20 protein-coding genes are annotated in these 22034 nt (G+C 65.9%); 9 read left to right on the plus strand and 11 right to left on the minus strand.

Annotation, left to right across the window (positions count from 1 at the left end):
- Positions 1 to 38: 38 nt before the first annotated feature.
- Genes IEX41_RS10895 through ubiA form a run of 3 tightly spaced genes read right to left on the minus strand, consistent with a single transcriptional unit; the run spans position 39 to position 3355 of the window.
- On the minus strand, positions 39 to 371 hold the full coding sequence (locus IEX41_RS10895; protein ID WP_188790283.1) for a hypothetical protein: 333 nt from the start codon (positions 369 to 371) through the stop codon (positions 39 to 41).
- On the minus strand, positions 368 to 2326 hold the full coding sequence (locus IEX41_RS10900) for an OmpA family protein (RefSeq protein ID WP_188790284.1): 1959 nt from the start codon (positions 2324 to 2326) through the stop codon (positions 368 to 370). Before IEX41_RS10900 ends, IEX41_RS10895 begins: the two co-directional genes overlap by 4 nt.
- A gap of 60 nt (positions 2327 to 2386) precedes the next feature.
- A complete protein-coding gene (gene ubiA, locus IEX41_RS10905; protein WP_188790285.1) occupies positions 2387 to 3355 on the minus strand; it encodes a 4-hydroxybenzoate octaprenyltransferase in 969 nt (322 codons plus the stop codon).
- Positions 3356 to 3367: 12 nt separating this feature from the next.
- Between ubiA and IEX41_RS10910 the strand changes: the two genes are divergently transcribed.
- From IEX41_RS10910 to IEX41_RS10920, 3 genes are all read left to right on the plus strand, one after another.
- On the plus strand, positions 3368 to 4093 hold the full coding sequence (locus IEX41_RS10910; protein ID WP_188790286.1) for a 16S rRNA (uracil(1498)-N(3))-methyltransferase: 726 nt from the start codon (positions 3368 to 3370) through the stop codon (positions 4091 to 4093).
- 24 nt (positions 4094 to 4117) lie between these two features.
- Positions 4118 to 4642, plus strand: a complete 525-nt coding sequence (locus IEX41_RS10915) for a hypothetical protein (protein ID WP_188790287.1) — start codon at positions 4118 to 4120, stop codon at positions 4640 to 4642.
- Positions 4643 to 4711: 69 nt separating this feature from the next.
- Entirely contained in the window at positions 4712 to 6082 is a 1371-nt protein-coding gene (locus IEX41_RS10920) for a glutamate--cysteine ligase (RefSeq protein ID WP_188790288.1), read from the plus strand.
- A 903-nt stretch (positions 6083 to 6985) separates the two neighbouring features.
- On the opposite strand, the gene IEX41_RS10925 is transcribed toward IEX41_RS10920, so the two are convergent.
- The 5 genes from IEX41_RS10925 to pedA1 all read right to left on the minus strand — a co-directional run bounded on the left by IEX41_RS10925 (position 6986) and on the right by pedA1 (position 10538).
- A complete protein-coding gene (locus IEX41_RS10925) occupies positions 6986 to 7438 on the minus strand; it encodes an ATP-binding protein (protein WP_229673159.1) in 453 nt (150 codons plus the stop codon).
- Between the two features lie 26 nt (positions 7439 to 7464).
- The gene (locus IEX41_RS10930) at positions 7465 to 7803 is read right to left on the minus strand and encodes an STAS domain-containing protein (protein WP_188790289.1); all 339 of its coding nucleotides are present in this window, start codon (positions 7801 to 7803) and stop codon (positions 7465 to 7467) included.
- Between the two features lie 73 nt (positions 7804 to 7876).
- Positions 7877 to 8401, minus strand: coding sequence for an SEL1-like repeat protein (locus tag IEX41_RS10935; RefSeq protein ID WP_373285631.1), 525 nt, complete (start codon positions 8399 to 8401; stop codon positions 7877 to 7879).
- Between the two features lie 2 nt (positions 8402 to 8403).
- Positions 8404 to 9369, minus strand: coding sequence for a YVTN family beta-propeller repeat protein (locus IEX41_RS10940; RefSeq protein ID WP_188790291.1), 966 nt, complete (start codon positions 9367 to 9369; stop codon positions 8404 to 8406).
- Positions 9366 to 10538: a lanthanide ABC transporter ABC transporter substrate-binding protein PedA1 gene (gene pedA1 / locus IEX41_RS10945; protein WP_188790292.1), complete on the minus strand. Its 1173-nt coding sequence runs from the start codon at positions 10536 to 10538 to the stop codon at positions 9366 to 9368. Before pedA1 ends, IEX41_RS10940 begins: the two co-directional genes overlap by 4 nt.
- 157 nt (positions 10539 to 10695) lie before the next feature.
- On the opposite strand from pedA1, the gene pedF reads away from it, so the two are divergent.
- The gene (gene pedF / locus IEX41_RS10950; RefSeq protein ID WP_188790293.1) at positions 10696 to 11370 is read left to right on the plus strand and encodes a cytochrome c-550 PedF; all 675 of its coding nucleotides are present in this window, start codon (positions 10696 to 10698) and stop codon (positions 11368 to 11370) included.
- A gap of 1 nt (position 11371) precedes the next feature.
- Positions 11372 to 12262 carry a substrate-binding periplasmic protein gene (locus IEX41_RS10955; protein WP_188790294.1) on the plus strand — a complete coding sequence of 297 codons (891 nt, stop codon included), beginning with the start codon at positions 11372 to 11374 and terminating at the stop codon, positions 12260 to 12262.
- Between the two features lie 268 nt (positions 12263 to 12530).
- On the opposite strand, the gene IEX41_RS10960 is transcribed toward IEX41_RS10955, so the two are convergent.
- The 3 genes from IEX41_RS10960 to adh form a co-directional block, all read right to left on the minus strand.
- The gene (locus IEX41_RS10960; protein WP_188790295.1) at positions 12531 to 14618 is read right to left on the minus strand and encodes a 4Fe-4S binding protein; all 2088 of its coding nucleotides are present in this window, start codon (positions 14616 to 14618) and stop codon (positions 12531 to 12533) included.
- Between the two features lie 57 nt (positions 14619 to 14675).
- The gene (locus IEX41_RS10965) at positions 14676 to 15596 is read right to left on the minus strand and encodes a restriction endonuclease (protein WP_188790296.1); all 921 of its coding nucleotides are present in this window, start codon (positions 15594 to 15596) and stop codon (positions 14676 to 14678) included.
- A 206-nt stretch (positions 15597 to 15802) separates the two neighbouring features.
- Positions 15803 to 17323: an aldehyde dehydrogenase gene (adh, locus tag IEX41_RS10970; RefSeq protein WP_188790297.1), complete on the minus strand. Its 1521-nt coding sequence runs from the start codon at positions 17321 to 17323 to the stop codon at positions 15803 to 15805.
- A 481-nt stretch (positions 17324 to 17804) separates the two neighbouring features.
- Here adh and IEX41_RS21710 point away from each other — a divergent pair, with 481 nt between their 5' ends.
- The 4 genes from IEX41_RS21710 to IEX41_RS10980 all read left to right on the plus strand — a co-directional run bounded on the left by IEX41_RS21710 (position 17805) and on the right by IEX41_RS10980 (position 22031).
- Positions 17805 to 18062: an SDR family NAD(P)-dependent oxidoreductase gene (locus IEX41_RS21710; protein ID WP_277874174.1), complete on the plus strand. Its 258-nt coding sequence runs from the start codon at positions 17805 to 17807 to the stop codon at positions 18060 to 18062.
- Positions 18059 to 18163, plus strand: coding sequence for an SDR family oxidoreductase (locus IEX41_RS21715; protein WP_277874175.1), 105 nt, complete (start codon positions 18059 to 18061; stop codon positions 18161 to 18163). Before IEX41_RS21710 ends, IEX41_RS21715 begins: the two co-directional genes overlap by 4 nt.
- A gap of 74 nt (positions 18164 to 18237) precedes the next feature.
- Entirely contained in the window at positions 18238 to 18432 is a 195-nt protein-coding gene (locus tag IEX41_RS21720) for a hypothetical protein (RefSeq protein WP_277874176.1), read from the plus strand.
- A 167-nt stretch (positions 18433 to 18599) separates the two neighbouring features.
- Complete coding sequence (locus tag IEX41_RS10980) at positions 18600 to 22031, plus strand: transglutaminase family protein (protein WP_188790298.1); 3432 nt, start codon at positions 18600 to 18602, stop codon at positions 22029 to 22031.
- Positions 22032 to 22034 lie beyond the last annotated feature (3 nt).

Consider the following 22034-nt stretch of genomic DNA (forward strand, 5'->3'; position numbering starts at 1 on the left):
CCGCGAAGATTGTCGGTGTAAGAACGCTGGCCCGTGGTTCAGGCGGCACCGCCCTGGCTGCGTTCGATCCACACGCGCAGCTCTTCGGCCTCGCGGCGGGCTTCGCGCAGGCCTTCCATGGCCGCCGACAACTCTGCTTCGGTCTGGGCCAGCTGGTTTGTCAGCTCGGCTTCGCGCTGTTGCAGGTAGGTGATTGCCTGGTCGCGGGTTTCCTCGGCCTCGTGCAGCTCCTGGCTCATGCGTTCGAGCTGATCGACGTCGGCCTGGGAGATGCGCTTGAAGCGATGAACGAGCCAGTTGGCGAACCAGCCAAGGCAAAATGCCACAAATAGGATGATCGCTGTCGCGATCACGAATTCCGTTCTGTTCATTCGCCTGTACCTTCTTCCGGGCTGTCGGCGTCGTCCGAGCTACTGCCATCCTCGGTATTCTCGCCGTCTTCGTCAGTCCCGGTATCGCCTTCCGTGGCGCTTTCTTCAAGTTCTTCCGGCGCCGTAGAGTCTTCTTCCGCCGGCTCGGCCTGCACCAGGGTGAACTCGATCCGGCGGTTGGCCTCGCGGCCCGCCTCGGTCGCGTTGTCTTCGATCGGGCGTTCCTCGCCGTAGCCCACGGCGCGGTAGGCCGATGTCAGAACGCGGCGATTGCGCAGCGCGTCGAGCACCGCCTGAGCGCGTTCCTGGCTCAGCTGTTCGTTCATCTCCTCGCGGCCCTGGCTGTCCGTGTGGCCCTGCACCTCGAGCGGGAAGTCGCCGCACAGCTGCAGAAGTTCGGCGATGTCGTCTATCACGTCGGCGGTCGAGGCGTCGAGGTTGGCCGAGCCCGGCTCGAAGGTGATCTTGCGATCTCCGACGATCTCGCGGATCTGCGCCACGCATTCCTGCGGGGTGGGGATGCCCAGAGACGCGTCGAGCTTTTCAAGGTAGGTGGCGTCGATCTCGAACTCACCGGCCTCGCCCAACTTGTCCGCCAACAGCGCGGCGATCTCGTCGGAGGCGTCGGGGTTGCCGGTGTTGCCGCGCACGCTCACGAGGTCGGGGGTGATGCGCACTGCACCGTTCGACAGCTCGCCGAGCGCCTCGAGGCCTGCCAGCACACGGGCGGCCCAGCTGGCGGGGAGCGTCTCGTCCACCCGCGCGGCGGTATAGACCGCTTCAGAGCCGAAGCTGGCGCGTGCAAGGCTGTCGGCGGTCTGGCGGGCGATCTCGGAATTGATGCGGCCGCGCAGCTGTACCGAGCCTTCCGGCGACAGGGTCGCGGTGAACTCGGGCGGGCCGGCATCGGTTTCGTCCGGGGTTTCGGGCAGCACCGCGTTAAGCGCGAAAAGGTCGGGCAGTCCGTTTTCCAGCTCGCCCACCACGCGGTCAAAAAGCGCCTCGTCGGTGCCTTCCTCGGCCAGCAGTGCCACATCGGCGTTGGAGAAGGTGATCGACCCAGCACCGAGCTCCTGCAGCGCCTTGATGCCCATGACGGCGGCGTCGCCCCACTGGCGCGAGGGCACGCCGAGGCCGAGGCGGCAGTTGGCGTCCTCGGGGACGCCGGCCGCGCGCGCGGCGGACAGGATGCGGTCACGTGCGGCCTCTGTATCGGCCGAACAGGCATCGAAGCGGGCGCCGTCCTCGTCGATGAGGAAGCGCAAGGTGAAGGGGGTGATGACCGGACGCGGTGCCGACAGGTCGAGCGCAAGCTCGACTCCATCGGGGGTGCGGCGGCGCAGATCGCCCTCGACCCGGCGGCGGGCGCTTTCGCTGTCGGTCATGGCCTTGACGGCGATGTGATCGGCGCTGACCGAGATCTTGGACCGGGGCAGGTCCCGCAGTGCGCGCATGGAAAAGTCGATAGCCTCGCGCCAGCCTTCGGGCGCCGGGAAATCGGCAATCTCGAGCAGGTCCGACACCTCGCCCGAGCTGCCCGCGATGCCGGTGAAGCGTTCGATCAGGGCCTCGCGGTCGGTTTCGCGCGGGATCAGCCCGATGACTGAGATGCCGTCATCGTTGCGCAGGATCTCGACTGAGAACTCCGGCGGGCGGATGCCTTCGGATTCGGCGATCAACATCTGGTCGATGACCCGGGCGCTGTCGACCACCGTTCCGGCGGCAGTCATCGCCTCGAAGCGGGCCGCCTCGTCCGGGGCCTCGCCGATGAGAAAGACCTGAAGCCCATTCACGTCAACCTCGGCCCAATCCAGCTCTTCGAGGGACAGCGCGGTCTCGACTCCTTCGAGAGAGCTGTCTTCGACCGCCTTCACCGAAAAGAATGCCGCAAGGACGCACAGTCCGGCGGCAATGATGAAGGCGAGTACGGGAATGCCGATGCGGGACAGGCGCATGGAAGGTCTTCCTCTTGTTCTTGGTGGACGACTGATAGGGGCACGTGGCCCCCGGCGCAATCAGACCAGCAGGGCAGCGGCGAAAAACAGCACAGGCAGCAGGCCCGCGTTGCGGTTGGAGCGGAAGAGGCCAAGCAGCCGGTCATGGTCGTCCAGCTTGAGGCGGCGCATCTGCCACATCATGTGCCAGCCCATCGCCCAAGGCCCGCCGATGAGGATCACCAGCGTCAGGATCTCTCCGCTCGGGGCGGCGGCAACGATGGCCAACCCCATGAGCGCGACGGTGGCCACGAGGAACCGGGCCAGCCATTTGGGCGTGCCCTCTTCGCCAAAGAGACGGGCGGTGGATTTCACCCCGATGAGCGCGTCATCTTCCTTGTCCTGATGCGCATAGATCGTGTCATAGAAAAGCGTCCATGCCATGCCGGCAAGATAAAGCAGCACCGCCGGAAGCCCGAGGCTTCCGGTGTGCGCCGTCCAGACCAGCAGCGCGCCCCAGTTGAACGCGATGCCAAGGAACACCTGCGGCCACCAGGTGAACCGCTTGGCAAAGGGGTAGACCGCGACGGGCAGCAGCGACACTACGCCAAGCGCGATGGCCATGGCGGGGAAGGTCAGCAGGATGCCAAGCGCGATCACACATTGCAGCGCCAGCCAGACCAGTGCCTGCTTCACGCTGACCTGCCCCGAGGGGATGGGCCGCGAGGCGGTGCGCGCCACCGAACCGTCGAAGTCACGGTCGGTGATGTCGTTCCAGGTGCAGCCCGCGCCGCGCATCAGGAAGGCCCCCACCGCGCAGGAGCCGAAGATCCACGCATCGAACCAGCTTGCCTGTCCATCGGACACCATTGCCAGCAGCAACCCCCACCAGCAGGGCAGCAGCAAAAGCCATGTCCCGATGGGCCGGTCGGCACGGCTCAGGCGCAGGTAAGGTCGGCTCCAGCGCGGGGCGATGGTGTCGACCCAGTTGCCGCGCACCGCATCGCGGACCTGTCCATCTGCCTCTGGCGTTGTGTGGTTGGGGGACATATGGTGCGCCTCATGACTACTGCGAAGGTTCGGCTGTTTGTAGATCACCCGCTTGGTGCGGGACAACCTGTCCCCCTGTCGCGGGAACAGGCCCATTATCTCTTTTCCGTGATGCGGATGTCCACTGGCGGTCTCGTCAAGCTGTTCAACGGGCAGGACGGGGAATGGCTGGCCGAGATTTCCGAGGCGGGCAAGAAGGGCGGCGAGTCCGTCTGCCGCGAAGCCCTGCGCCCCCAGGTGGTGCCCCCCGATCTTTGGCTTCTGTTCGCGCCGATCAAGAAGGCGCGCACGGATTTCATCGTTGAAAAGGCGGTCGAGCTTGGCGTGCGGCGCATCGTCCCGGTCCAGACCCGCTTCACCAATTCCGAGCGTATCCGGCAGGACCGCCTGCAGGCCCATGCCATGGAGGCGGCCGAGCAATGCGGCGCGCTCTTCGTGCCCGAAGTGGCCGAGCTGACCCGGCTCGACCGGCTGCTGGCGGACTGGCCGGCGCAGCGCGCGCTGGTGTTCTGCGACGAGGCCGAAGTGGGCAGCCGTGCCGGTACGCTGGCCGAGGCTCCGGCCCCCGCGGCGGTGCTGGTCGGCCCCGAGGGCGGGTTCTCGGACGAGGAACGGCGCGCCCTGACCGCGATGGAGCAGACCCGCGTCATCGCCCTTGGCCCGCGCATCCTGCGGGCGGACACGGCGGCGGTGTCGGCGCTGACCCTGTGGCAGGTGGCTCAGGGGGACTGGGCGTGAGGGGCCGGGAATGAGGAACTGGGCATGATCCGCCCCGCCGCGCGCGCCGCCATCGCCCGCTGGGCCGAGGCGCTCTGGGGGCTCGGGGTTCTGGCGCTGGGTCTTTACTGGGGCTTTTTCACCGGCGGTGGACTGCTGCACTGGGTCGGCTATGCGGTAGCCATCGCCGGGGCGCTTCTTTTGGTCGCAGGCCTCCAGAAGGGACGGTTCCGCACCGGATCGGGCGGGCCGGGGGTGGTGCAGATCGTGGAAGGGCGCATTGCCTATTTCGGACCGCTCACCGGAGGGGCTGCGGACCTTGGGGATCTTACCCGCGTTGTGCTTGATTCGTCAGCAAAACCGCCCCATTGGCTGCTGCATCGCCCCGGGGAGCCGGACCTTGCCATCCCCCTCAATGCCGAAGGCGCCGATGCGCTGTTCGATGCCTTTGCCACGCTGCCGGGGCTGAAAACCGAACGGATGCTGGCCGAGATGCGCAAGGACGGCACGCGTCCGGTGACCATCTGGGAAGCCGTTCCGCGCGAAAACGCACACATCCGTCTGCATTGACATCGCCGCGCGTTGCGCCCAAGCCTGACCTCCAACACGCAGACTGTACAAGACAATCGGAGCCCCCTCATGTCCATTCCCCAGACCGGCGGCGGGCCGATCGAGTCTCAGGAACAGCTGGCCGAATATCTCGCCAAGGGCTGCAAACCGGAAGCCGACTGGCGCATCGGCACCGAGCACGAGAAATTCGGCTATCTCACCGACACCCACGAGCCGCTGCCCTATGATGGCCCGCGTTCGATCCGCGCCGTGCTCGAAGGGCTGCGCGACCGATACGACTGGGCGCCGGTGGAAGAGGGCGGCCACCTGATCGGCCTAACCAAGGACGGCGCCAACGTCAGTCTCGAGCCGGGCGGCGCGCTGGAGCTGTCGGGTGCCCCGCTCGAGACCATTCACCAGACCTGCGACGAGGTGAACGAACACCTGCGCGAGGTCAAAAGCATCGCCGACGCCATTGGCGTGGGCTTCATCGGCCTTGGCGCCGCGCCCGAATGGTCGCATGACGAGATGCCGCTGATGCCCAAGGGGCGCTACAAGCTGATGGACAATTACATGGAGCGTGTCGGCACCGCCGGGCGCACCATGATGCGCCGGACGTGCACGGTTCAAGTGAACCTCGACTTCGGCTCCGAAGCGGACATGGTCAAGAAGATGCGCGTTGCGCTGGCGCTGCAGCCGGTGGCGACCGCGCTCTTTGCCAGCTCGCCCTTCTTCGAGGGCAAACCCAACGGCATGAAAAGCTACCGCTCCTGGGTGTGGCGCAACCTCGACGAAGACCGCACGGGCATGCTGCCCTTCGTCTTCGAGGATGGCTTCGGCTTCGAGCGTTACGTGGATTACGCCCTCGATGTGCCGATGTATTTCGTCTACCGCGACGGCAAGTACATCGACGCGCTGGGCATGTCGTTCCGCGATTTCATGCAAGGCAAACTCCCGGCGCTGCCGGGCGAAGTGCCCACCCTGTCTGACTGGGCCGATCACCTCACCACGATCTTCCCCGAAGCGCGCCTCAAGAAATTCATCGAGATGCGCGGCGCCGATGGTGGCCCGTGGCGCCGGCTTTGTGCGCTGCCGGCGTTCTGGGTCGGCCTGACCTATGACAGCTCGGCGCTGGATGCGGCCTATGATCTGGTCAAGGGCTGGGATGCGGAAACCCGGCAGGCGCTGCGTGTGGCCGCGGGCGAGCAGGGCCTGCAGGCCGAGACCGGCGGCATCCGCATGCACGACCTTGCGGCGCAGACGCTGCAGATCGCCGAAGCCGGGCTGAAATCCCGGGCCTGCACAGGGGCCGGTGGCCTGCTGCCCGACGAGACTCATTTCCTCAACGCGCTGAAGGAAAGCGTGGAGACGGGCAAGGTTCTGTCGGACGAGCTGCTCGACCACTACCACGGTGACTGGAATGGCGATCTCTCAAAGATCTACGCGCAGTACTGCTACTGACCGATCCGGAAGACAACATGCAATGGGGCGCCTTTCGAGGCGCCCTTTTGCTGTTTGGCGTCCGCGCTGGACGGGGGCGGTCCTGGGGCTGCGCAAAGCTCCGCGCCAGGCGCTCTCTGGCCGAGACGGTGGCATCCGACCGTGAGGGGAATCGCGTAAGGCTGGTCTGGGAGCGAAGCGTGTTCGGGTAGAATGTGCTTTGCGGGACTTTGAGCGTTGATTGATGTCCCGCCCGCGCGCTTTTGCTTGCCAGCACAGGGCCGCCAGTCCGAACGCGCCGTGCTGCCTGCCTTGAAGCGGTGCCTTGGGAAGCGGTGATGCTGGGGAAGTACCTCGACGCCACGTACTGGGTGGGGGCTGAAACGACGCAGCGCCGAGGGAAGCCATATAGCAGCTACCCTTACACCATCGCCGCTGAATCCGGCTGCAATGTGGTCAGGCAGTGGAATTCAGGTGTTTTTCTGCGGGCTTGATAGCGGTGATGCAGCATTCGTGGTCAAGGAACCGCGAGGTTCCCCGCCCCGAGAGGTCGGCACCCTGCGCTCTGCCATCGGCGCGCGCAACGATAGGAGCCCGCTCGCGATCGGGGTGGCGCCATTGGCATCTTTGGGGAAGGGTGGGGGGATTAGAGCCTCGGCGCCACGCACTGGGTGGGGGCTGAAACGGCGCGGCGCCGAGGGAAGCTTCAAGCAGCTACCCTTCTCTTATGGCGTCTGAATCGGGCTGAATTGAGATCGCTTTCGGGCGCATTCGAGAAAAGTCAGGGCCATTGCAAGAATGGATGCGCGCGAAGGGCCCGTCCCGGAGACAGAGCTTGCTTGAACAGGCTTTGCCGGGCCGTCTCATGGGGAGGGGAATGGATCGCCAAGCGCCGCGGCTGGCATGGGGTTGGTCACCAGCAGGTCATTTGCCTGAACAGCGACAGATCCGGATTTCGAGGTGGTTGACGCCGTTGCTGTGCCGATAGCTCAGCCGGTCGGACAGCCCGCGTATCAGCTGCCAGCCGAACCCGCCCTCGGGCAGATCGTAGCGCGGCACGTCGAGTCGGGCCGGGGCAGCGCCAGGCAGTGTCGCGCCCGGCAAGGCCATGCCGTGATCGGTCATCACGATGTCTGCCAGTTCGGCGGTCGCCCTGAGCCGGAGACTGATCTGGCCGGGGCACCCGGCGCCGTAGGCGTGTTCAACGATGTTGTTGAGTGCCTCCGCGATGACCAGTTGTACCGTGCCCCGAGGTTCTTCATCCCAACCCATGCAACAGAGCGTTTCGACCACCCTGGCCAGCGCCCCGCGCACCGCGACGGGGGTGCTTTCGAGCGACATGTCCAGCATGGTCTGCTCGGTCACAGGTTGGGGCATCGTGGCTGGCCTTTCAGGGGCACCGGTCAGTTCTCCGCGCCTGCGCGGCTGGCATCCACGGTGTCGTGAATGACGAAGATCGAATCCATTCGGGTCATGCGGAACACCTTGTCGACCATGGGCCGCAAACCGGCGAGGTCGAACCTCTGGTGGTCGGCCATTCCTTTCATCGCCGCGACGATGGCGCCAAGCCCGCTCGAATCGATGAAATCCACGGCATTGAGGTCGAGCACGACGCGCCCCACTTCTGGAGAGACGAGTTCGCGTACCGCATCCTTGAACTGGATGGCAATCGCGGAATCTATGCGGGTCACGGCCACCCGAAGGATCTGCGGATCGCCCGTTTCGGTCGTGATAAGGGTCATAAGGTCGCCTGACTGCTCCGGAGTATCGTCAGACTGCCTCAATTTTCTTACCAGCAGGTTTCCAGGCCTGCCCTCAGAACATCGGGGCATACCGCCAATTGTCCGCGTCCGGAGTCACCTCGTCCAGATCGTACCCCGCGCCACGCAGGCGCCGCGCGATGTCCAGCCCCGCTTCGGCGGCGCGGTCCACCAGCGCCCGGCCCGCGGCCTCGTCCTGCGCCACGCCGAAGCCGCGCATGAGGTCCAGCCCGTAGTTGAACTGCCCCACCGGATCGCCCGCCTCGGCGGCGCGGCGGTCCCAGCGGGCGGCGGCATCGGGGTCGAACGGCCCGCCAAAGCCATTCTGCTCCATGTAGCCCATCCAGGTCATCGCGCCGGTATAACCCGCTTCGGCGCAGGCTTCGAAGATCGCGCGGGCGGTGGCGTGATCTCCGGACTTGGTCATCAGGTAGCCTGAGGCGCAGGTCATCATGTCGGTCTGGCCGCGCGCCGCCTTGTCGCGCAGGGACTGCCATGTCAGCTCCTCGGGGTTGGTGGTGCCCAGCTCGTCCCCGATGGCTGGGCCGGCCAGCAGCAAAAACAGGGCCCACAGACGCATGGTCATCCCTCCGTCGGGCGCAGTGCCGCGCCCCAGGGGAAGCGGCCGACCTTGATGGTTTTCACCGGCTTGCGCGCGGCCACGTCGATCACCGTCACGTCGCCCGAGATGCCATTTGTGGTGAAAAGCAGCGAATGATCTGCGTTGAAGGCCATGTGCCAGACCCGGCGGCCCACCAAGAGGTAATCTTCGACCTCGTAAGTCTCCGCATTGACCACGGCCACGTGGTTGGCCGGCCCAAGCGCCACGAAGGCGGTCTTGCCGTCCGGCGTCAGCTCGAATCCCACGGGCTGCAGGCGGTCCTCGTGCACGCCCTTGATCTCGAAGCTGATCTTGGCCTTCTCCGCCTGCGTGGCCGCATCAAAGATCGTCAGCGTGCCGCCGATCTCGGCAGAGACCCACAGTTCCGCACCGTCCTTGACGAATTCCGCGTGGCGGGGGCGGCTGTCCACCAGCGTGTTGGCAAAGATCGCCTCGGTTTGCGTATCGATCCAGTGCGCCATGTTGGTGGTTTCCGAGGTCGTGACCACCGTGCTGCCATCGGGGCTGACGGCCATGCCCTCGGGTTCGATCCCGACGTCGATCTGGGCGATCACCCGACGGGTTTCGGTATCCACCACGGTGGTGATCGCATCATCCTCGTTGGCGATGTAGAGCCGCCGATCATCGGGGTGTAGCACGAACTGCTCGGGGTCTTCGCCAGAGGGCAGATCGTGCAGGATCTCGCCCGACACCGGATCCATCACCTGCACCGCGTCGCTGTCGGAGGCGCAGATGTAGACGCGGGAATAGTCGTGACTGAAGGTGATGCCGCGCGGGCGTTCCCCGGTGGGGATCGTGCGGGTGACCTCGAAGGTTTCCGCGTCGATGACGCTGATCGTGTCGTCCTTCTCGTTGGTGACCCAGATCTCGTCCGCGATGGCGGGCGAGGCGGCAAGCGCGAGGATGGCGGTCATGGTGCGGATCATTGCGAAGTCTCCGTGAAGGCGGTGCAGGCACTTTCGGGCGCGTCGAGCCCCAGCGTGTCGAGCTCGTTGCCCTGATGCATAAACCCCTCGAGCGGGGCGGTGGCGACGACGGCGCGGTCCGTCACGATGGGGATGGGCTGGCGCAGCTGACCGTTCCAGGCGCGATAGCTGAGGGGGCTTCCCTTGAAGCCGCCAAGCTCGAAAGCATCCGACAGGATGTAGGCGCGCAAGGCGTCCGTTTCGGTGCCGCCCGCGCGGGTGACCGCCTCGCCAAGGGTGCGTACGGCGGCCCATGCGGCGTAATCCTCGGGCAGCATGTCGCGGGCGGCGGCCTCTTCGAACCGGCCCTGAAGCTGCGCCGCGCCCCATTGCTCGACCACTGGGGACCAGCCCTCTGGCACCAGTTCCTCGGACCCGGCGACGGGGCGGGGGAGCCAGGTGTTGTAAGCGACGTAGCGGCCGAAATCATGGACCTCATCAGCGATGAGAAGTACGTCGTGATCGTCCAGGTCTTGAGTGAACAGCGGCACCTCGGCGCTGGCATTGCGCCGCATGTCCGCATCGAAGCGCCAGTCCTTGCGGCCCACGAGGCTGAGCCGGAACTTCTCGGCGGAGGCCGACATGGCGCGGGCAAAGGCGGCGTCCTCGGGGTGGGGGCCTTCGATCAGCGCCACGTCGGTCCAGCGCCGCCCGACAAGGAACTGCGCCAGCGCGTCGGTGCGCATGGCATGGGAGGGGATGGTGTGCAGCAGGTTCGCGCGGCAGCCTTCGTCGCGCAGCTCGCCGTCCTGCGCGGTGGCGTTGAACAGCAGAGCGCCTTTCGCCTCGGGCAGGTCTGCAATAGCTTGAAGGGTGCTTGCAGGCGCGTCGATCACCAGAAGCCGCGCCCCCGCCAGTGCGGTGCGGGCGCCCGCCAGCGCATCGCCCCCCTCGGGCACAACGGTTTCCGACAGCTTCCAGTCTTGCCCCATGAAGCGCCCGGTAGTGGCGTTCTCGGCCAGTCCCAGCCGCGCCCCCGCCAGCCCGAGGTCGTCGGGCCGCGGATCGAGGTTCGATAGCACCGGCGGCGCGGGCTGTGCCACCGACAGGTAGCCGATGCGGATGGTGGTCTCGGCTCCGGCGCTGCCTGCGCATACGGCAAGCACGCCGGCCAGCAGGGCCTTGCGCATGATGAAATCCTCCCTGCCGGTCACGTTACGCGGGCCCGCGCCCTGCCGCCGTAGGACCATGGTCGCAGAACCCCCGGTTTCAGGACCAAGGTCGCATTTAGCCGCCTCGGGGCTGTTGCTACCGATGGGGCAAGCAATGGAAACGGAGGAGGTCCCGATGTCCAAAAACACGATCCGAGGCGTGAGCGCCCTGGCGGCAATGCTTGTCGCGGGCATGGCGCTGGCCCATGGCGATGTCGCCCCGCAGCCCATGAACACCGATGCGCTGCCCGATGTGGGCGAGGAATGGCTGTCGGAAAATCCCTATCGCGATCAGGGGGATGACGTCTGGAAAACCGCCGTTTCCCTGGGCGAGTCGGGCTACACCCAGAACTGCGCGCGTTGCCACGGGCTCGAGGTCATCTCGGGCGGGCTGGCCCCCGACCTGCGGTTCCTCGAGGCGGAGGAATACGGCGACGAGTGGTTCATCGAACGCTTCCGCGACGGATACACCCAGAACGGCATCACCAAGATGCCCGCCTTCGGCGAGCTGCTGGGACAGAAGGCCGCCTGGGCGATCCGCACCTACGTGGAAACCCGCCCCGACGATGCGGCGGTTGAGGATGTGTCGGACGAGCTTGCCGAGATCCGCGACCATCTTGCCGCCGGAGACGCGGACGTGCCCGCCGTCACCGCCCGCCTGCGCGAGGTCGCCGGCGAGATCGAGACCCTCTCGGGCGCGCCGGTGGCGGACAGCATCGCCTTCCGCGCGGCCAACCTTCTTGAAGCCGATCCGTCGGCCACCGCCAAGGCGGCGGAGACCCTGACGATCGGGCTGTCCGCGGCGCATTGACATGAAGCGCCGTCACTTGGTGGCCGCGCTGGCCGGGCTTGCGATCGCAGGTCCGGCCCATGCGCGTTGCGAGGATTGGGTGCCCCAGCCCAAACCCCAGAACGCAGGCCGCGACATCGTGGGCAAGGACCTCGACGAGATCATTGACCGCGGCTGGATCGAGTTCGCCGCCTACGAGGATTTCGCCCCGTGGTCTTTCGAGGACGAGGGCGAGCCGCGCGGCATCGACATCGAGATCGGGCGGCTCATCGCGGCAGAGCTTGGGGTCGAGCCGCGCTTTCGCCTCGTGGGCGCGGGCGAGAACCTTGATGCGGACCTGCGCAACTACGTCTGGAAGGGCGCGGTGGTCGGTGGGCGGGTGTCGAACGTGATGCTGCACGTGCCCTATGACAGCGCCTACGCCTGCCGTATCGAACAGGTGGTCTTTACCGGGCAATATGCTGCCGAGGAGGTGGCGATTGCCTACCGGCAGGATGCCTATCCCGACGATCCTCCGGTCCCCGCCTATTTCCGTTTCGACACGGTTGCGGTTGAGAATGATTCCATCTCGGACTTCTACCTTGGTTCCTTTGCGGGCGGGCAGTTGTCGCAGGGTGTACGGCGCTATCCCACCTCCGAGGCGGCGATGGAGGCGCTGGGCATGGGTGAGACCATGGCGGCCATGGGGCCGCTGGCACAGCTCGAATACGGCGTACGGGACGGCGTGGCGATCCACCGCCCGCCCTTGCCGGGCTTCGCGGTTTCCAAGTGGACCGTGGGCGTTTCGGTGCACATGGCCTACCGGGCGCTGGGTTACGCGGTGGATGATGCCATCCGCGCCGGGCTCGAGGACGGGCGCATCGGGGCGATCTTCGAGGAGTGGGGCGTCAGCCACCTCGCGCCCGAGCGCTGACCGGGCCTAAAACGCCGGAAGGGGCGGGGGCGGGGCCTCCGCCCGGTTTGCTTGCCGGGGAGGGTGGCAGCTACGTCGCTGACGCTGACGCTGACGCTGACGCTGTCTCTGTCTCTGGTTGCTGCGTACTTTTAGGGGCCCCCGGGCCACGCCCGGATAGTTCTTCCGCACGCGGACTCATCGAGCCGGGGGTTTTCGTCTCCGGCCGCCTGCGCTCAGGTCGGTTGGAGCAGCTCTTTGGCCAGTTCTCAGGGCGGGGACGGAAACGCTACTCTGCCGGTGGGCTCGCCTTGAGAGGACGCAGGTTGGTCGCTCTGCGCACCTGCCGCCCCGCCAGCACAAGCGGCACGCATTGTTGCGGATCGTCGTGGATCTGCACGCAATCGAGGCACTGGAAACATTCGGAATAGTCGATCTTCCCGGTCTTCTCGATGGCCCCGTAGCGACACCGCACCCGGCACAGCTGGCAGGGCGATCCACAGTCCTCGCGCCGGGCGATCCAGTCGCGCCCGCGCAGCAGGCCACCGATGGCCATGACCGCTCCCAAGGGGCAGAGGTAGCGGCAAAAGCCCTTGAACAGCACCATGGAGAGCACCAGCAGTCCTGCCGCCCAGAGCACGAAGGGCCAGGCCCGCAGGAAGACGGTGGTGATGGCGGTCTTGAACGGCTCGAACTCGGCCACGGTGTCGATCCTTGCAGGAGCCACGAAGACCGTCAAAATCATGCTTCCCAGAACTGCGTATTTCAGCCATTTCAGCCGCTTGTCCCAGAGCGGCGATGGCTCGATCTGCGGCAGGCGCAGCTGGCGACCGAGGTGGGCCGCAAACTCCTGCAGCGCCCCGAATGGGCAGAGCCAGCCGCAGAAGAACCCGCGCCCCCAAAGGACAAAGCCAATCGCAGCCGCCGCCCACACCATGAGCGAGAACGGATCATAAAGCAGGAAGGCAAAGCTGCCTCCATCGAGGCCCGTGCGCAGCACCGCTAGCGGGGTGACCACCGACAGCTGCCCTTGTCCCCAGAAGCCGACGAAGCCCGTCATCGCCGCCAGCAGCGTGAGGCGAATGGCGGTAAAGCCCCGCATCCCGGCCATACGGCGCTGAAGCGGCCCCACCGCGAGCAGCATCAGCGCAAGGAAGGCCCCGAGCACCAGCAAGTCCGCCTGCCGCGCCCTGATCGCCTCGCGCCATGGCGGCAGGGTGCGGACGGGCTCGGGGCGCAGGAAGAAGCGCTCGGGCGTGGTGACGGGCACGTCGATCTCCTGGCGCCCGATCTGGGGCTGGAACATGCCATGTTCGCGCACCACCTCGACGGTCAATGTCCAGTCGCGGGACGGGTCGAACCCAAGCCGCCGGTCGGTGCGCAGGATCATCGCGGTGCCATCATGCAGCGCCTCGGGCAGGTCCGGTGACAGGTCCACCAGCAGGTCCGCGTCGCGCAGCGCGATAGGTAGCGAGTCCTGCTGTGCCGCCAGCCGGTCGGGGGCGGTGTTGCGGATGAAGGCATCCGACACCAGCCCGTGCCGCCCGGTCTCGATCAGCAGCAGCGGCTCTTCGTCAGGGGAGATGGCAAGGAAGCGGTCCAGCTCGGCCAGCGTGTCCTCGGAGAGCACCGCTCGGGCGATGCTGCGCGGGCCGATGTCCACAACCCAAAGGTCAAGATACGCGCCCTGCGGATCAGAGGCGCCCTCGGGGTCGTCATCGGCCCAGACCGTGCTGGCGAACAGCGCATCCGCCTCGGCGTTGGTCAGATGCGCATGGGTGGCGATGCCGCCTTGGGTCAGCGCGTCCCAGTCCAGCGCCTCGTCGTGGTCTGGATCGGGCCGCGCGGGGGGGCCGGCAGAGACGCCGCCAAGCTTTTCACGGGCGATCTCGCGGGTGGCGGCCATGAGGCTTTCATGGGCGATGCGTACGCTGGCGGTGGCCTTGGTCACCCCGTCGAGATGCACGAGCCCCGATGCATCGTCGCCTTGCCCCACCACCATGCCCTGCGACACGGAGTGCCCGGCGTACTGTTCGAGGAACCCCCTGAACGGTGCCTCTCCGAGGCCCGAGACGAAGATCGGCTCGTTATGTTCGATGAGGCGGACGTTGAGGAACTGCCCCTCGAGGTCCATCATCACGAAGAGATTGATCGGCGCGCCGGAGAAGCCAGGCAGGGGGGCGATTTGCCCAGTCTCAAGCGCATAGCCTGCCAGCGCCCCGCCGGAGTTCAGAAGCTCCCACACGCCATCGTCGCTGACCGGCTCTCCGAGGGCATAGGGCGCATAGACGAAGCGCTCCATCGCCGCGCGGTCGAGGGGCTCGGCACGGGCAGTGAAGGCGGTCAGGCACAGGAGCAGGGCAAGAAATAGTTGCATTGCCAGACGGTAGCCGGAGCGGCGCGGGCTGCCGATGCGACCAAGGTGGGGTGGGTCTCAGCCCGCGTCGTCGAAATAGCTTTCGTCGATCTGCTTGACGTGCAGCACGGTCCTGTCACGGCAGCCCACGTTGTAGCGGATCATCAGCCGGGCAAGCTGGGTGCCGTCGATGAGGATGATCCGGGTCCCCAGCGCATCGGCGGTTTCCCGGGCCGAGGCGGTGAAGGCCGAGGTCGTGAAGAATATCCCCTTCGTCGCCCTGCGGATGTTCAGTGCGCCGAAGAAGTCGCGGATGTCACCCGAACCGACGGTGTTGCCATCGGCATAGCGCTTGGCCTGAATGTAGATCTGGTCGACCCCGAGCGGATCCTGGTCGATCACCCCGTCGATGCCGTTGTCGCCGCTGCGGCCAAGGGCCCGGCCCGCTTCTTCGCTGGATCCTCCGTAACCCATCTGCAGCAGCAGATCGACGAGCAGATCCTCGAAGAAGGCGGGCGATGCGTCGCGCACCTGTTCAAGAAGGTTGGCCGCCAGCGTGTCGTTGAGCAGCTTGTAGGCCTGCAGGATGTCCTCGTCCGGGGTGGTCTGCGATTGCGGTGCCGGAGCCGCCGGAACCGGATCGTCACCGACGTCCCCTTTGGAACGCTGAAGAAAATCGTTGAACTGGTCGAAGTTGCGAAGGAAATCGCTGTTGACCTGCTGATCCCGATCCAACGCGACCTGTCGGCCTGTTTCGGTCAACTCGTACCACCCGCGCTGGGGATTGCGGACCAGCCCGGCCTGTTTCAGGTAGGAACGCGCCCAATGGACCCGGTTCCTGATTATGGTCTGCTTGCCGCTGGGCAGGACTTGCGCCCTTTCATCCTCGGTCAGCTGAAAGTGATCGGCCAGCTCTTCGACGACCGCCGAGATATGGCGCTTGCCGTTCAATGCGGCTTCGAGCGTGGGTCTCATGCAATCTTGGTAGGTCGGTATCATCTGGCCTGTCCTGTGTTTTCCACAGTCGTACAGGAGACGGGAACTGGAGCGCAATCGCCTCAAGCGTGTGGCCGCGCACCCAGATTCAGGGCATGACGCCACATACCAGGCCGCAACGCAAAGGCGCCGCCCCTGTCGGAGCGGCACCCGAGGCGCCGTGGCGGCGCGTGTGTTCCCCGAAGCGTAAGGGCTCCGGGGTGGGAGGATCAGAAGAACCCGAGCTTGTTGGGGTTGTAGCTCATCAGGATGTTCTTGGTCTGCTGGTAGTGGTCCAGCATCATCTTGTGGTTCTCGCGCCCGATGCCCGACTGCTTGTAGCCGCCAAAGGCTGCGTGGGCCGGGTAGGCGTGGTAGTTGTTGACCCACACCCGGCCTGCCTCGATGGCGCGGCCGAAGCGGTAGCAGCGGGTCGCATCGCGGGTCCACACCCCGGCACCAAGGCCATACATGGTGTCATTCGCGATGGCGAGCGCCTCTGCCTCGTCCTTGAAGGTCGTCACCGACACCACGGGGCCAAAGATTTCCTCCTGGAAGACCCGCATCTTGTTGTGGCCCTTCAGGATGGTCGGCTGGATATAGTACCCGCTCGACAGATCGCCGTCGAAGCTGGCCGCCGCGCCGCCCACGAGGCATTCGGCCCCTTCTTCACGACCGATGGTGAGGTAGGACAGGATCTTTTCCTGCTGCTCGGCCGAGGCCTGCGCGCCCACCATGGTGTCCATCTCGCGCGGGTCGCCCTGCTTGATGGCCTTCACGCGCTCGATGCAGCGGGCGATGAATTCCTCGTAGATGTCCTCCTGGATGAGGGCGCGGGACGGGCAGGTGCAGACCTCGCCCTGGTTGAAGGCAAAGAGCACGAAGCCTTCCACCGCCTTGTCGAGGAAGGCGTCGTCTTCTGCCATCACGTCCGAGAAGAAGATGTTGGGGGATTTGCCGCCCAGTTCCAGCGTCACGGGAATGAGGTTTTCGGTCGCCGCTTCCATGATCTTGCGGCCCGTTGCGGTCGATCCGGTGAAGGCGATCTTGGCGATGCGCTTGGAGCGGGCCAGCGGGCCGCCCACGTCCGGGCCCATGCCGTTGACGATGTTCAGCACGCCGTCCGGCAGCAGGTCGGCGATCAGCTCGACCAGCACGAGGATCGCGGCGGGGGTCTGTTCCGCCGGTTTCAGCACGATGCAGTTGCCTGCCGCCAGCGCCGGGGCCAGCTTCCATGCCGCCATCAGGATCGAGAAGTTCCACGGGATGATCTGCCCCACCACTCCCAGCGGCTCATGGTAATGGTAGGCCACGGTGTCTTGGTCGATCTCGGACATGTTGCCTTCCTGCGCGCGCAGGACACCGGCGAAGTAGCGGAAGTGGTCCACCGCCAGCGGGATGTCGGCGTTCATCGTCTCGCGGATCGGCTTGCCATTGTCCCAGGTTTCGGCCTGGGCAAGAAGCTCGAGGTTTTCCTCGATGCGGTCAGCGATCTTGAGGATGATGTTCGACCGCTCGGCAGCCGAAGTCTTGCCCCAGGCCTCGCGCGCTGCATGGGCGGCATCGAGCGCCAGCTCCACGTCGGCGGCGCCGGACTTGGGGATCTCGCACACCGTCTGGCCGGTGATCGGGGTGATGTTCTCGAAATACTCGCCGCCGACGGGTGGGACGAACTTGCCGCCGATGAAGTTGTCGTAGCGGGTCTTGAAGGGGGAGGCGTACTTGCCTTCCGTCTGGGACATGACGTTCATGATAAAATCCTCCTGTAGCGCCGGATCCTCCACCCGGAGCTGAGTGCAGTCTGAACCCGCGCCGCCCCTGTGTCATCAAGACCAAGGTAGGAGGGGCGGCAGGCGCGGTAGTTTGCCGGTCCCGCGCCTGGCCATAGGCGGTCCGTGGCCCGGAGCAGGCGGGGTCCGAGCCCTGATGCATACTGGGCTGTGCATCTGTCGCTGTTTGGCCCGCCTCCCTGCCTTACCAAATGATATACCAAGGCGTGCAGGGGTCTTTGGGCCAACAAGGAGAGTATCATTGAGTTCAAGGACAAGGTCATAATCGTGATCGCGCGGCGGGAGGCATCGGCATCGCGGCGGCGCGCAAGTTCGCGGCAGAGGGTGCGAAGCTGGCGCTTGTGGAACCCAAGCGTGACGCGCTCGAGGAGGCTGCGGGTGACATCGAGGGCGCGTTGCTGCTGACAGCGGACGTGTCGGTGCAAGGGGCGTCAAGGACTACGTGGCGCGCACCGTTGAAGCATATGGCCGCATCGACCGCTTCGTGAACAACGCCAGCATCAACGGCGTCATCAAGCCGACCGAAGAGCTGACATTCGAGAACTACCAGACGGTGCTGGGCATCAACGTGACCGGCGCGGCCATAGGGCGCAAGCACGTCGTGGCGCAGAGGAAGACCCAAGGTTCGGGCACCATCGTCACTTCCGCATCCAACGGACGCCCACTGGGGGACCCGGCAAGAGCGCCTGTGTCGCCTTGAAGCATGCGCTGATCGGGATAAACAAGAGCGTGGCGCTCGAGGTGGCCGGGAATGGCATCCGGGTCAACGCGGTTTGCCCCTCGGGGGGGACACGCAGATGATGAGCTCGGTCGAGCCCCATGCCCGCAAGGGACATGAGGATTAGGCCCGTGAGGAGTTCGAGAAATCCGGGTCGATGGGGCGGTACGCCGAGGCGGCCGAGTTCGCCCACCTGATGCTGTTCCTTGCAGGCGACAAAGCCGGCTTCATCACCGGCGCCTATTACCAGATCGACGGTGGCGCGGCGCGGCGTCTGCCTGACCGCCCCCCTCGCGTTGAACGATGCCCCGATGCCCGGTCCCGTGCCGGGCCTTTTCATGATGGTGTCTGATGGTTGCCCGCCCTGCGCTTGGGCAGAGGTGGCGCGGACCCGCGCAGCGCGAAGGGGGATCCGCTCACAAGCCTTTACAAGACCATGGTTAACGGCTCTGCTCCTTCGGACGATCCCGGAAAGACCAGTACCAGAGCGACGGCAGTTTCAGACGACAAGGGCGTTCCATGGCCATCACGGCAAGCATCCACCACCTCACGCATTACAAGTACGACCGGCCCGTGACCCTCGGTCCGCAGCTGATCCGCCTGCGCCCGGCGCCGCATTCTCGCACGCGCGTCATCTCGCATTCGCTCAAGGTGGCGCCGTCGGGGCATTTCGTCAGCCACCAGCAGGATCCCTATGGCAACTGGCTGGCCCGCTTCGTCTTTCCCGAGCCGGTGACCGAGTTCAAGATCGAGGTCGATCTTGTCGCCGACATGACCGTCTACAACCCGTTCGACTTCTTCGTGGACGAGGAGGGCGAGGAGTGGCCCTTCGAATACCCCGAGGAATTCCGCTCGGATCTCGAGATCTACCGCACCCCGGAACCGGTGGGGCCGCACCTTGAGGATTACCTCAAGACCATCCCGCGCGAGCCGGTGAACACCGTCAACTTCCTCGTGGACATCAACGCCAAGCTTCAGAAGCACATCGACTATATCGTGCGGCTCGAGCCCGGGGTGCAGACCCCGGAAGAGACGCTTCAGCAGGGGCGCGGATCGTGCCGGGACACATCGTGGCTGCTGGTGCAGATCCTGCGCCACTTAGGGTTCGCCGCGCGGTTCTGTTCGGGCTATCTCATCCAGCTGAAGCCGGACCTTCAGGCGCTCGACGGCCCCTCGGGGACAGATCACGACTTCACCGACCTGCACGCATGGTGCGAGGTCTTCCTGCCCGGCGCGGGCTGGATCGGGCTTGACCCGACCTCGGGGCTGCTGACGGGCGAGAGCCACATCCCCCTTGCTGCAACCCCGCATTACCGCAACGCCGCGCCCATCACCGGGGGCTTTTCCGCCGTGGGCAGCCCCAAGGTTGATTTCGACTTCGACATGACGGTGACCCGCACCGCCGAGCATCCGCGCATCACCAAGCCGTTCTCGGAAGAGGCGTGGGATGCGCTAGATGCGCTGGGCAACAAGGTGGATGAGGTCATCAAGGCGCAGGACATGCGCCTGACGATGGGTGGCGAGCCGACTTTCGTATCCATCGATGATTTCGAAAGCGCCGAATGGAATACCGCCGCCGTCGGCCCCACCAAGCGTGACCGCGCCGACATCCTGATCCGCCGCCTGAGGGACCGCTTCGCGCCGGGGGGCTTCCTCCATTACGGGCAGGGCAAGTGGTATCCCGGCGAGACGCTGCCGCGCTGGACCTTCTCGCTCTACTGGCGGCGCGACGGCAAGCCGATCTGGAAGAACTCGGATCTCGTGGCCCGCGAAACCGCCAAGGGGGCGACGGCCGAGCAGGCGGACCAGTTCCTGTCGACCTTCGCGGAACACCTCGGGGTGGATGGGGATTACGTCCATCCCACCTTTGAGGATCCGGTGGATTGGATCCTAAAGGAAGCGGACCTGCCCGCCAACGTGACGCCCGAGGACAACAAGCTCAAAGACCCCGAGGCGCGGGCACGCATTGCCAAGGTCTTTACCCGCGGCCTCGAGAAACCGGCGGGCTACGTGCTGCCGCTTCAGCGTATGTGGCAGAGCAAGCACCAGCCCTCGACCCGCTGGCGGTCCGAGCATTGGAAGACCCGCCGCGGCCACCTGTTCCTCGTGCCCGGTGACAGCCCCGTGGGCTTCCGCCTGCCGCTGGGCGCGCTGCCCTACATCGCGCCTTCGGCCTATCCTTACGTCTATCCCGCCGATCCCACGGTGCCGGTGGAGCCGCTGCCCGATTTCCACGCCGAGCGCGAGGAAAAGCGCCGCGCCCTGATGGAGGAGCTTGCGCGCATTGCGCAGGAGGAAGAGCAGATTGCGCAGGAGCAGGCCGATATCCTGCCCGAGATCACCGAAGGCCGCGACCAGCCGGTGAGCGTGGCGCGCGACGCGGGCCGCCGCCAGAAGGTCATGGAGCAGGGCGTCGATCCGGCGGGCGGACAGGTCCGCACCGCCATCGCCATCGAGCCGCGCGACGGGCGGCTGTGCCTCTTCATGCCGCCGGTCGAGACGCTGGATGATTACCTCGAACTGCTGGCCGCCGCCGAGGAAACTGCCGAAGAGCTGGGCCTGCCCATCCATATCGAGGGCTACACGCCCCCGCATGACAGCCGCATGAACGTGATCCGCGTGGCACCCGATCCGGGTGTGATCGAGGTGAACATCCATCCCGCACACTCTTGGGAGGACTGCAAGGAGATCACCGAAACCGTCTACGAAGAGGCGCGCCAGAGCCGCCTTGGCGCAGACAAGTTCATGATCGATGGCAAGCACACTGGCACCGGAGGTGGCAACCACGTGGTGGTGGGCGGCGAGACGACGCTCGACAGCCCGTTCCTGCGGCGGCCAGATCTGATGCGCTCGCTCATCCTCTATTGGCTGCGCCACCCGTCGCTGTCGTACCTCTTCAGCGGGCTCTTCATCGGCCCGACGTCGCAGGCGCCGCGCATCGACGAGGCGCGGCATGACAGCCTCTACGAGCTGGAAATCGCGCTGTCGCATTTCCCCAGCCCGGGCCAGGGCGAGCCGCCGCAGCCGTGGCTGACGGACCGGCTGCTGCGTAACATGCTGATCGACGTGACCGGCAACACGCACAGGGCCGAGATCTGCATCGACAAGCTGTTTTCGCCCGACGGGCCCACCGGACGGCTTGGCCTCGTGGAATTCCGCGGCTTCGAGATGCCGCCCGACCCGCGCATGAGCCTTGCCCAGCAGGTGCTCATCCGGGCGCTGCTGGCGCGGTTCTGGAAAGAGCCGGTGCAGGGCCGCCCGGTGCGCTGGGGCACGACGCTGCACGACCGTTTTATGCTGCCCTATTTCGTGTGGCAGGATTTCCTCGAGGTGCTGCGCGACCTGCGGTCCCACGGGTTCGACTTCCGGTCAGACTGGTACGAGGCGCAGAAAGAGTTCCGCTTCCCCTTCGCGGGCGAGGTCGAATACGAGGGCGTTCACCTTCAGCTCAACCAGGCGCTCGAGCCGTGGCATGTGCTGGGGGAACGCGGCGCCATCGGTGGTACCGTGCGCTACACCGACAGTTCGGTGGAGCGGATGCAGGTGCAGCTGACGGCGATGGACCCGGACCGCTACATCGTCACCTGCAACAAGCGGCCTGTGCCGCTGGCCGATACCGATGCGGGCGGGGTCAAGGTGGGCGGCGTACGCTTCAAGGCGTGGCAGCCCGGCGATGCGCTGCACCCGACGCTGCCGGTGAACGCGCCACTGGTCTTCGACATCTTCGACACTTGGACGGGCCGGGCGCTTGGGGGCTGCACCTATCATGTGGCGCACCCGGGCGGGCGCAACTACGAGACCTTCCCGGTCAACGGCAACGAGGCTGACGCGCGCCGACTTGCGCGATTTGAGAAGTTGGGCCATACCCCCGGCTCCTACTGGCCCGCGCCCGAGCACCCGCACCCGGAATTTCCCATGACCCTGGACCTGCGGAGGATGCCGGGACTCTGATCG

This window comes from Salipiger pallidus, assembly GCF_014643635.1.
Lineage (GTDB): Bacteria > Pseudomonadota > Alphaproteobacteria > Rhodobacterales > Rhodobacteraceae > Salipiger > Salipiger pallidus.

Coding starts and splice junctions, on each gene's coding strand:
- IEX41_RS10920 (WP_188790288.1), top strand. CDS start 4,712: ATGTCCATTCCCCAGACCGGCGGCGGGCCGATCGAGTCTCAGGAACAG.
- IEX41_RS21720 (WP_277874176.1), top strand. CDS start 18,238: ATGGGGCGGTACGCCGAGGCGGCCGAGTTCGCCCACCTGATGCTGTTC.
- IEX41_RS10965 (WP_188790296.1), bottom strand. CDS start 15,596: ATGATACCGACCTACCAAGATTGCATGAGACCCACGCTCGAAGCCGCA.
- IEX41_RS10900 (WP_188790284.1), bottom strand. CDS start 2,326: ATGCGCCTGTCCCGCATCGGCATTCCCGTACTCGCCTTCATCATTGCC.
- IEX41_RS10930 (WP_188790289.1), bottom strand. CDS start 7,803: ATGACCCTTATCACGACCGAAACGGGCGATCCGCAGATCCTTCGGGTG.
- ubiA (WP_188790285.1), bottom strand. CDS start 3,355: ATGTCCCCCAACCACACAACGCCAGAGGCAGATGGACAGGTCCGCGAT.
- IEX41_RS10980 (WP_188790298.1), top strand. CDS start 18,600: ATGGCCATCACGGCAAGCATCCACCACCTCACGCATTACAAGTACGAC.
- adh (WP_188790297.1), bottom strand. CDS start 17,323: ATGAACGTCATGTCCCAGACGGAAGGCAAGTACGCCTCCCCCTTCAAG.
- IEX41_RS10895 (WP_188790283.1), bottom strand. CDS start 371: ATGAACAGAACGGAATTCGTGATCGCGACAGCGATCATCCTATTTGTG.
- pedA1 (WP_188790292.1), bottom strand. CDS start 10,538: ATGCGCAAGGCCCTGCTGGCCGGCGTGCTTGCCGTATGCGCAGGCAGC.
- IEX41_RS10910 (WP_188790286.1), top strand. CDS start 3,368: ATGACTACTGCGAAGGTTCGGCTGTTTGTAGATCACCCGCTTGGTGCG.
- IEX41_RS10940 (WP_188790291.1), bottom strand. CDS start 9,369: ATGATCCGCACCATGACCGCCATCCTCGCGCTTGCCGCCTCGCCCGCC.
- IEX41_RS10955 (WP_188790294.1), top strand. CDS start 11,372: ATGAAGCGCCGTCACTTGGTGGCCGCGCTGGCCGGGCTTGCGATCGCA.
- IEX41_RS10925 (WP_229673159.1), bottom strand. CDS start 7,438: ATGCCCCAACCTGTGACCGAGCAGACCATGCTGGACATGTCGCTCGAA.
- IEX41_RS10935 (WP_373285631.1), bottom strand. CDS start 8,401: ATGCGTCTGTGGGCCCTGTTTTTGCTGCTGGCCGGCCCAGCCATCGGG.
- pedF (WP_188790293.1), top strand. CDS start 10,696: ATGTCCAAAAACACGATCCGAGGCGTGAGCGCCCTGGCGGCAATGCTT.
- IEX41_RS10960 (WP_188790295.1), bottom strand. CDS start 14,618: ATGCAACTATTTCTTGCCCTGCTCCTGTGCCTGACCGCCTTCACTGCC.
- IEX41_RS10915 (WP_188790287.1), top strand. CDS start 4,118: ATGATCCGCCCCGCCGCGCGCGCCGCCATCGCCCGCTGGGCCGAGGCG.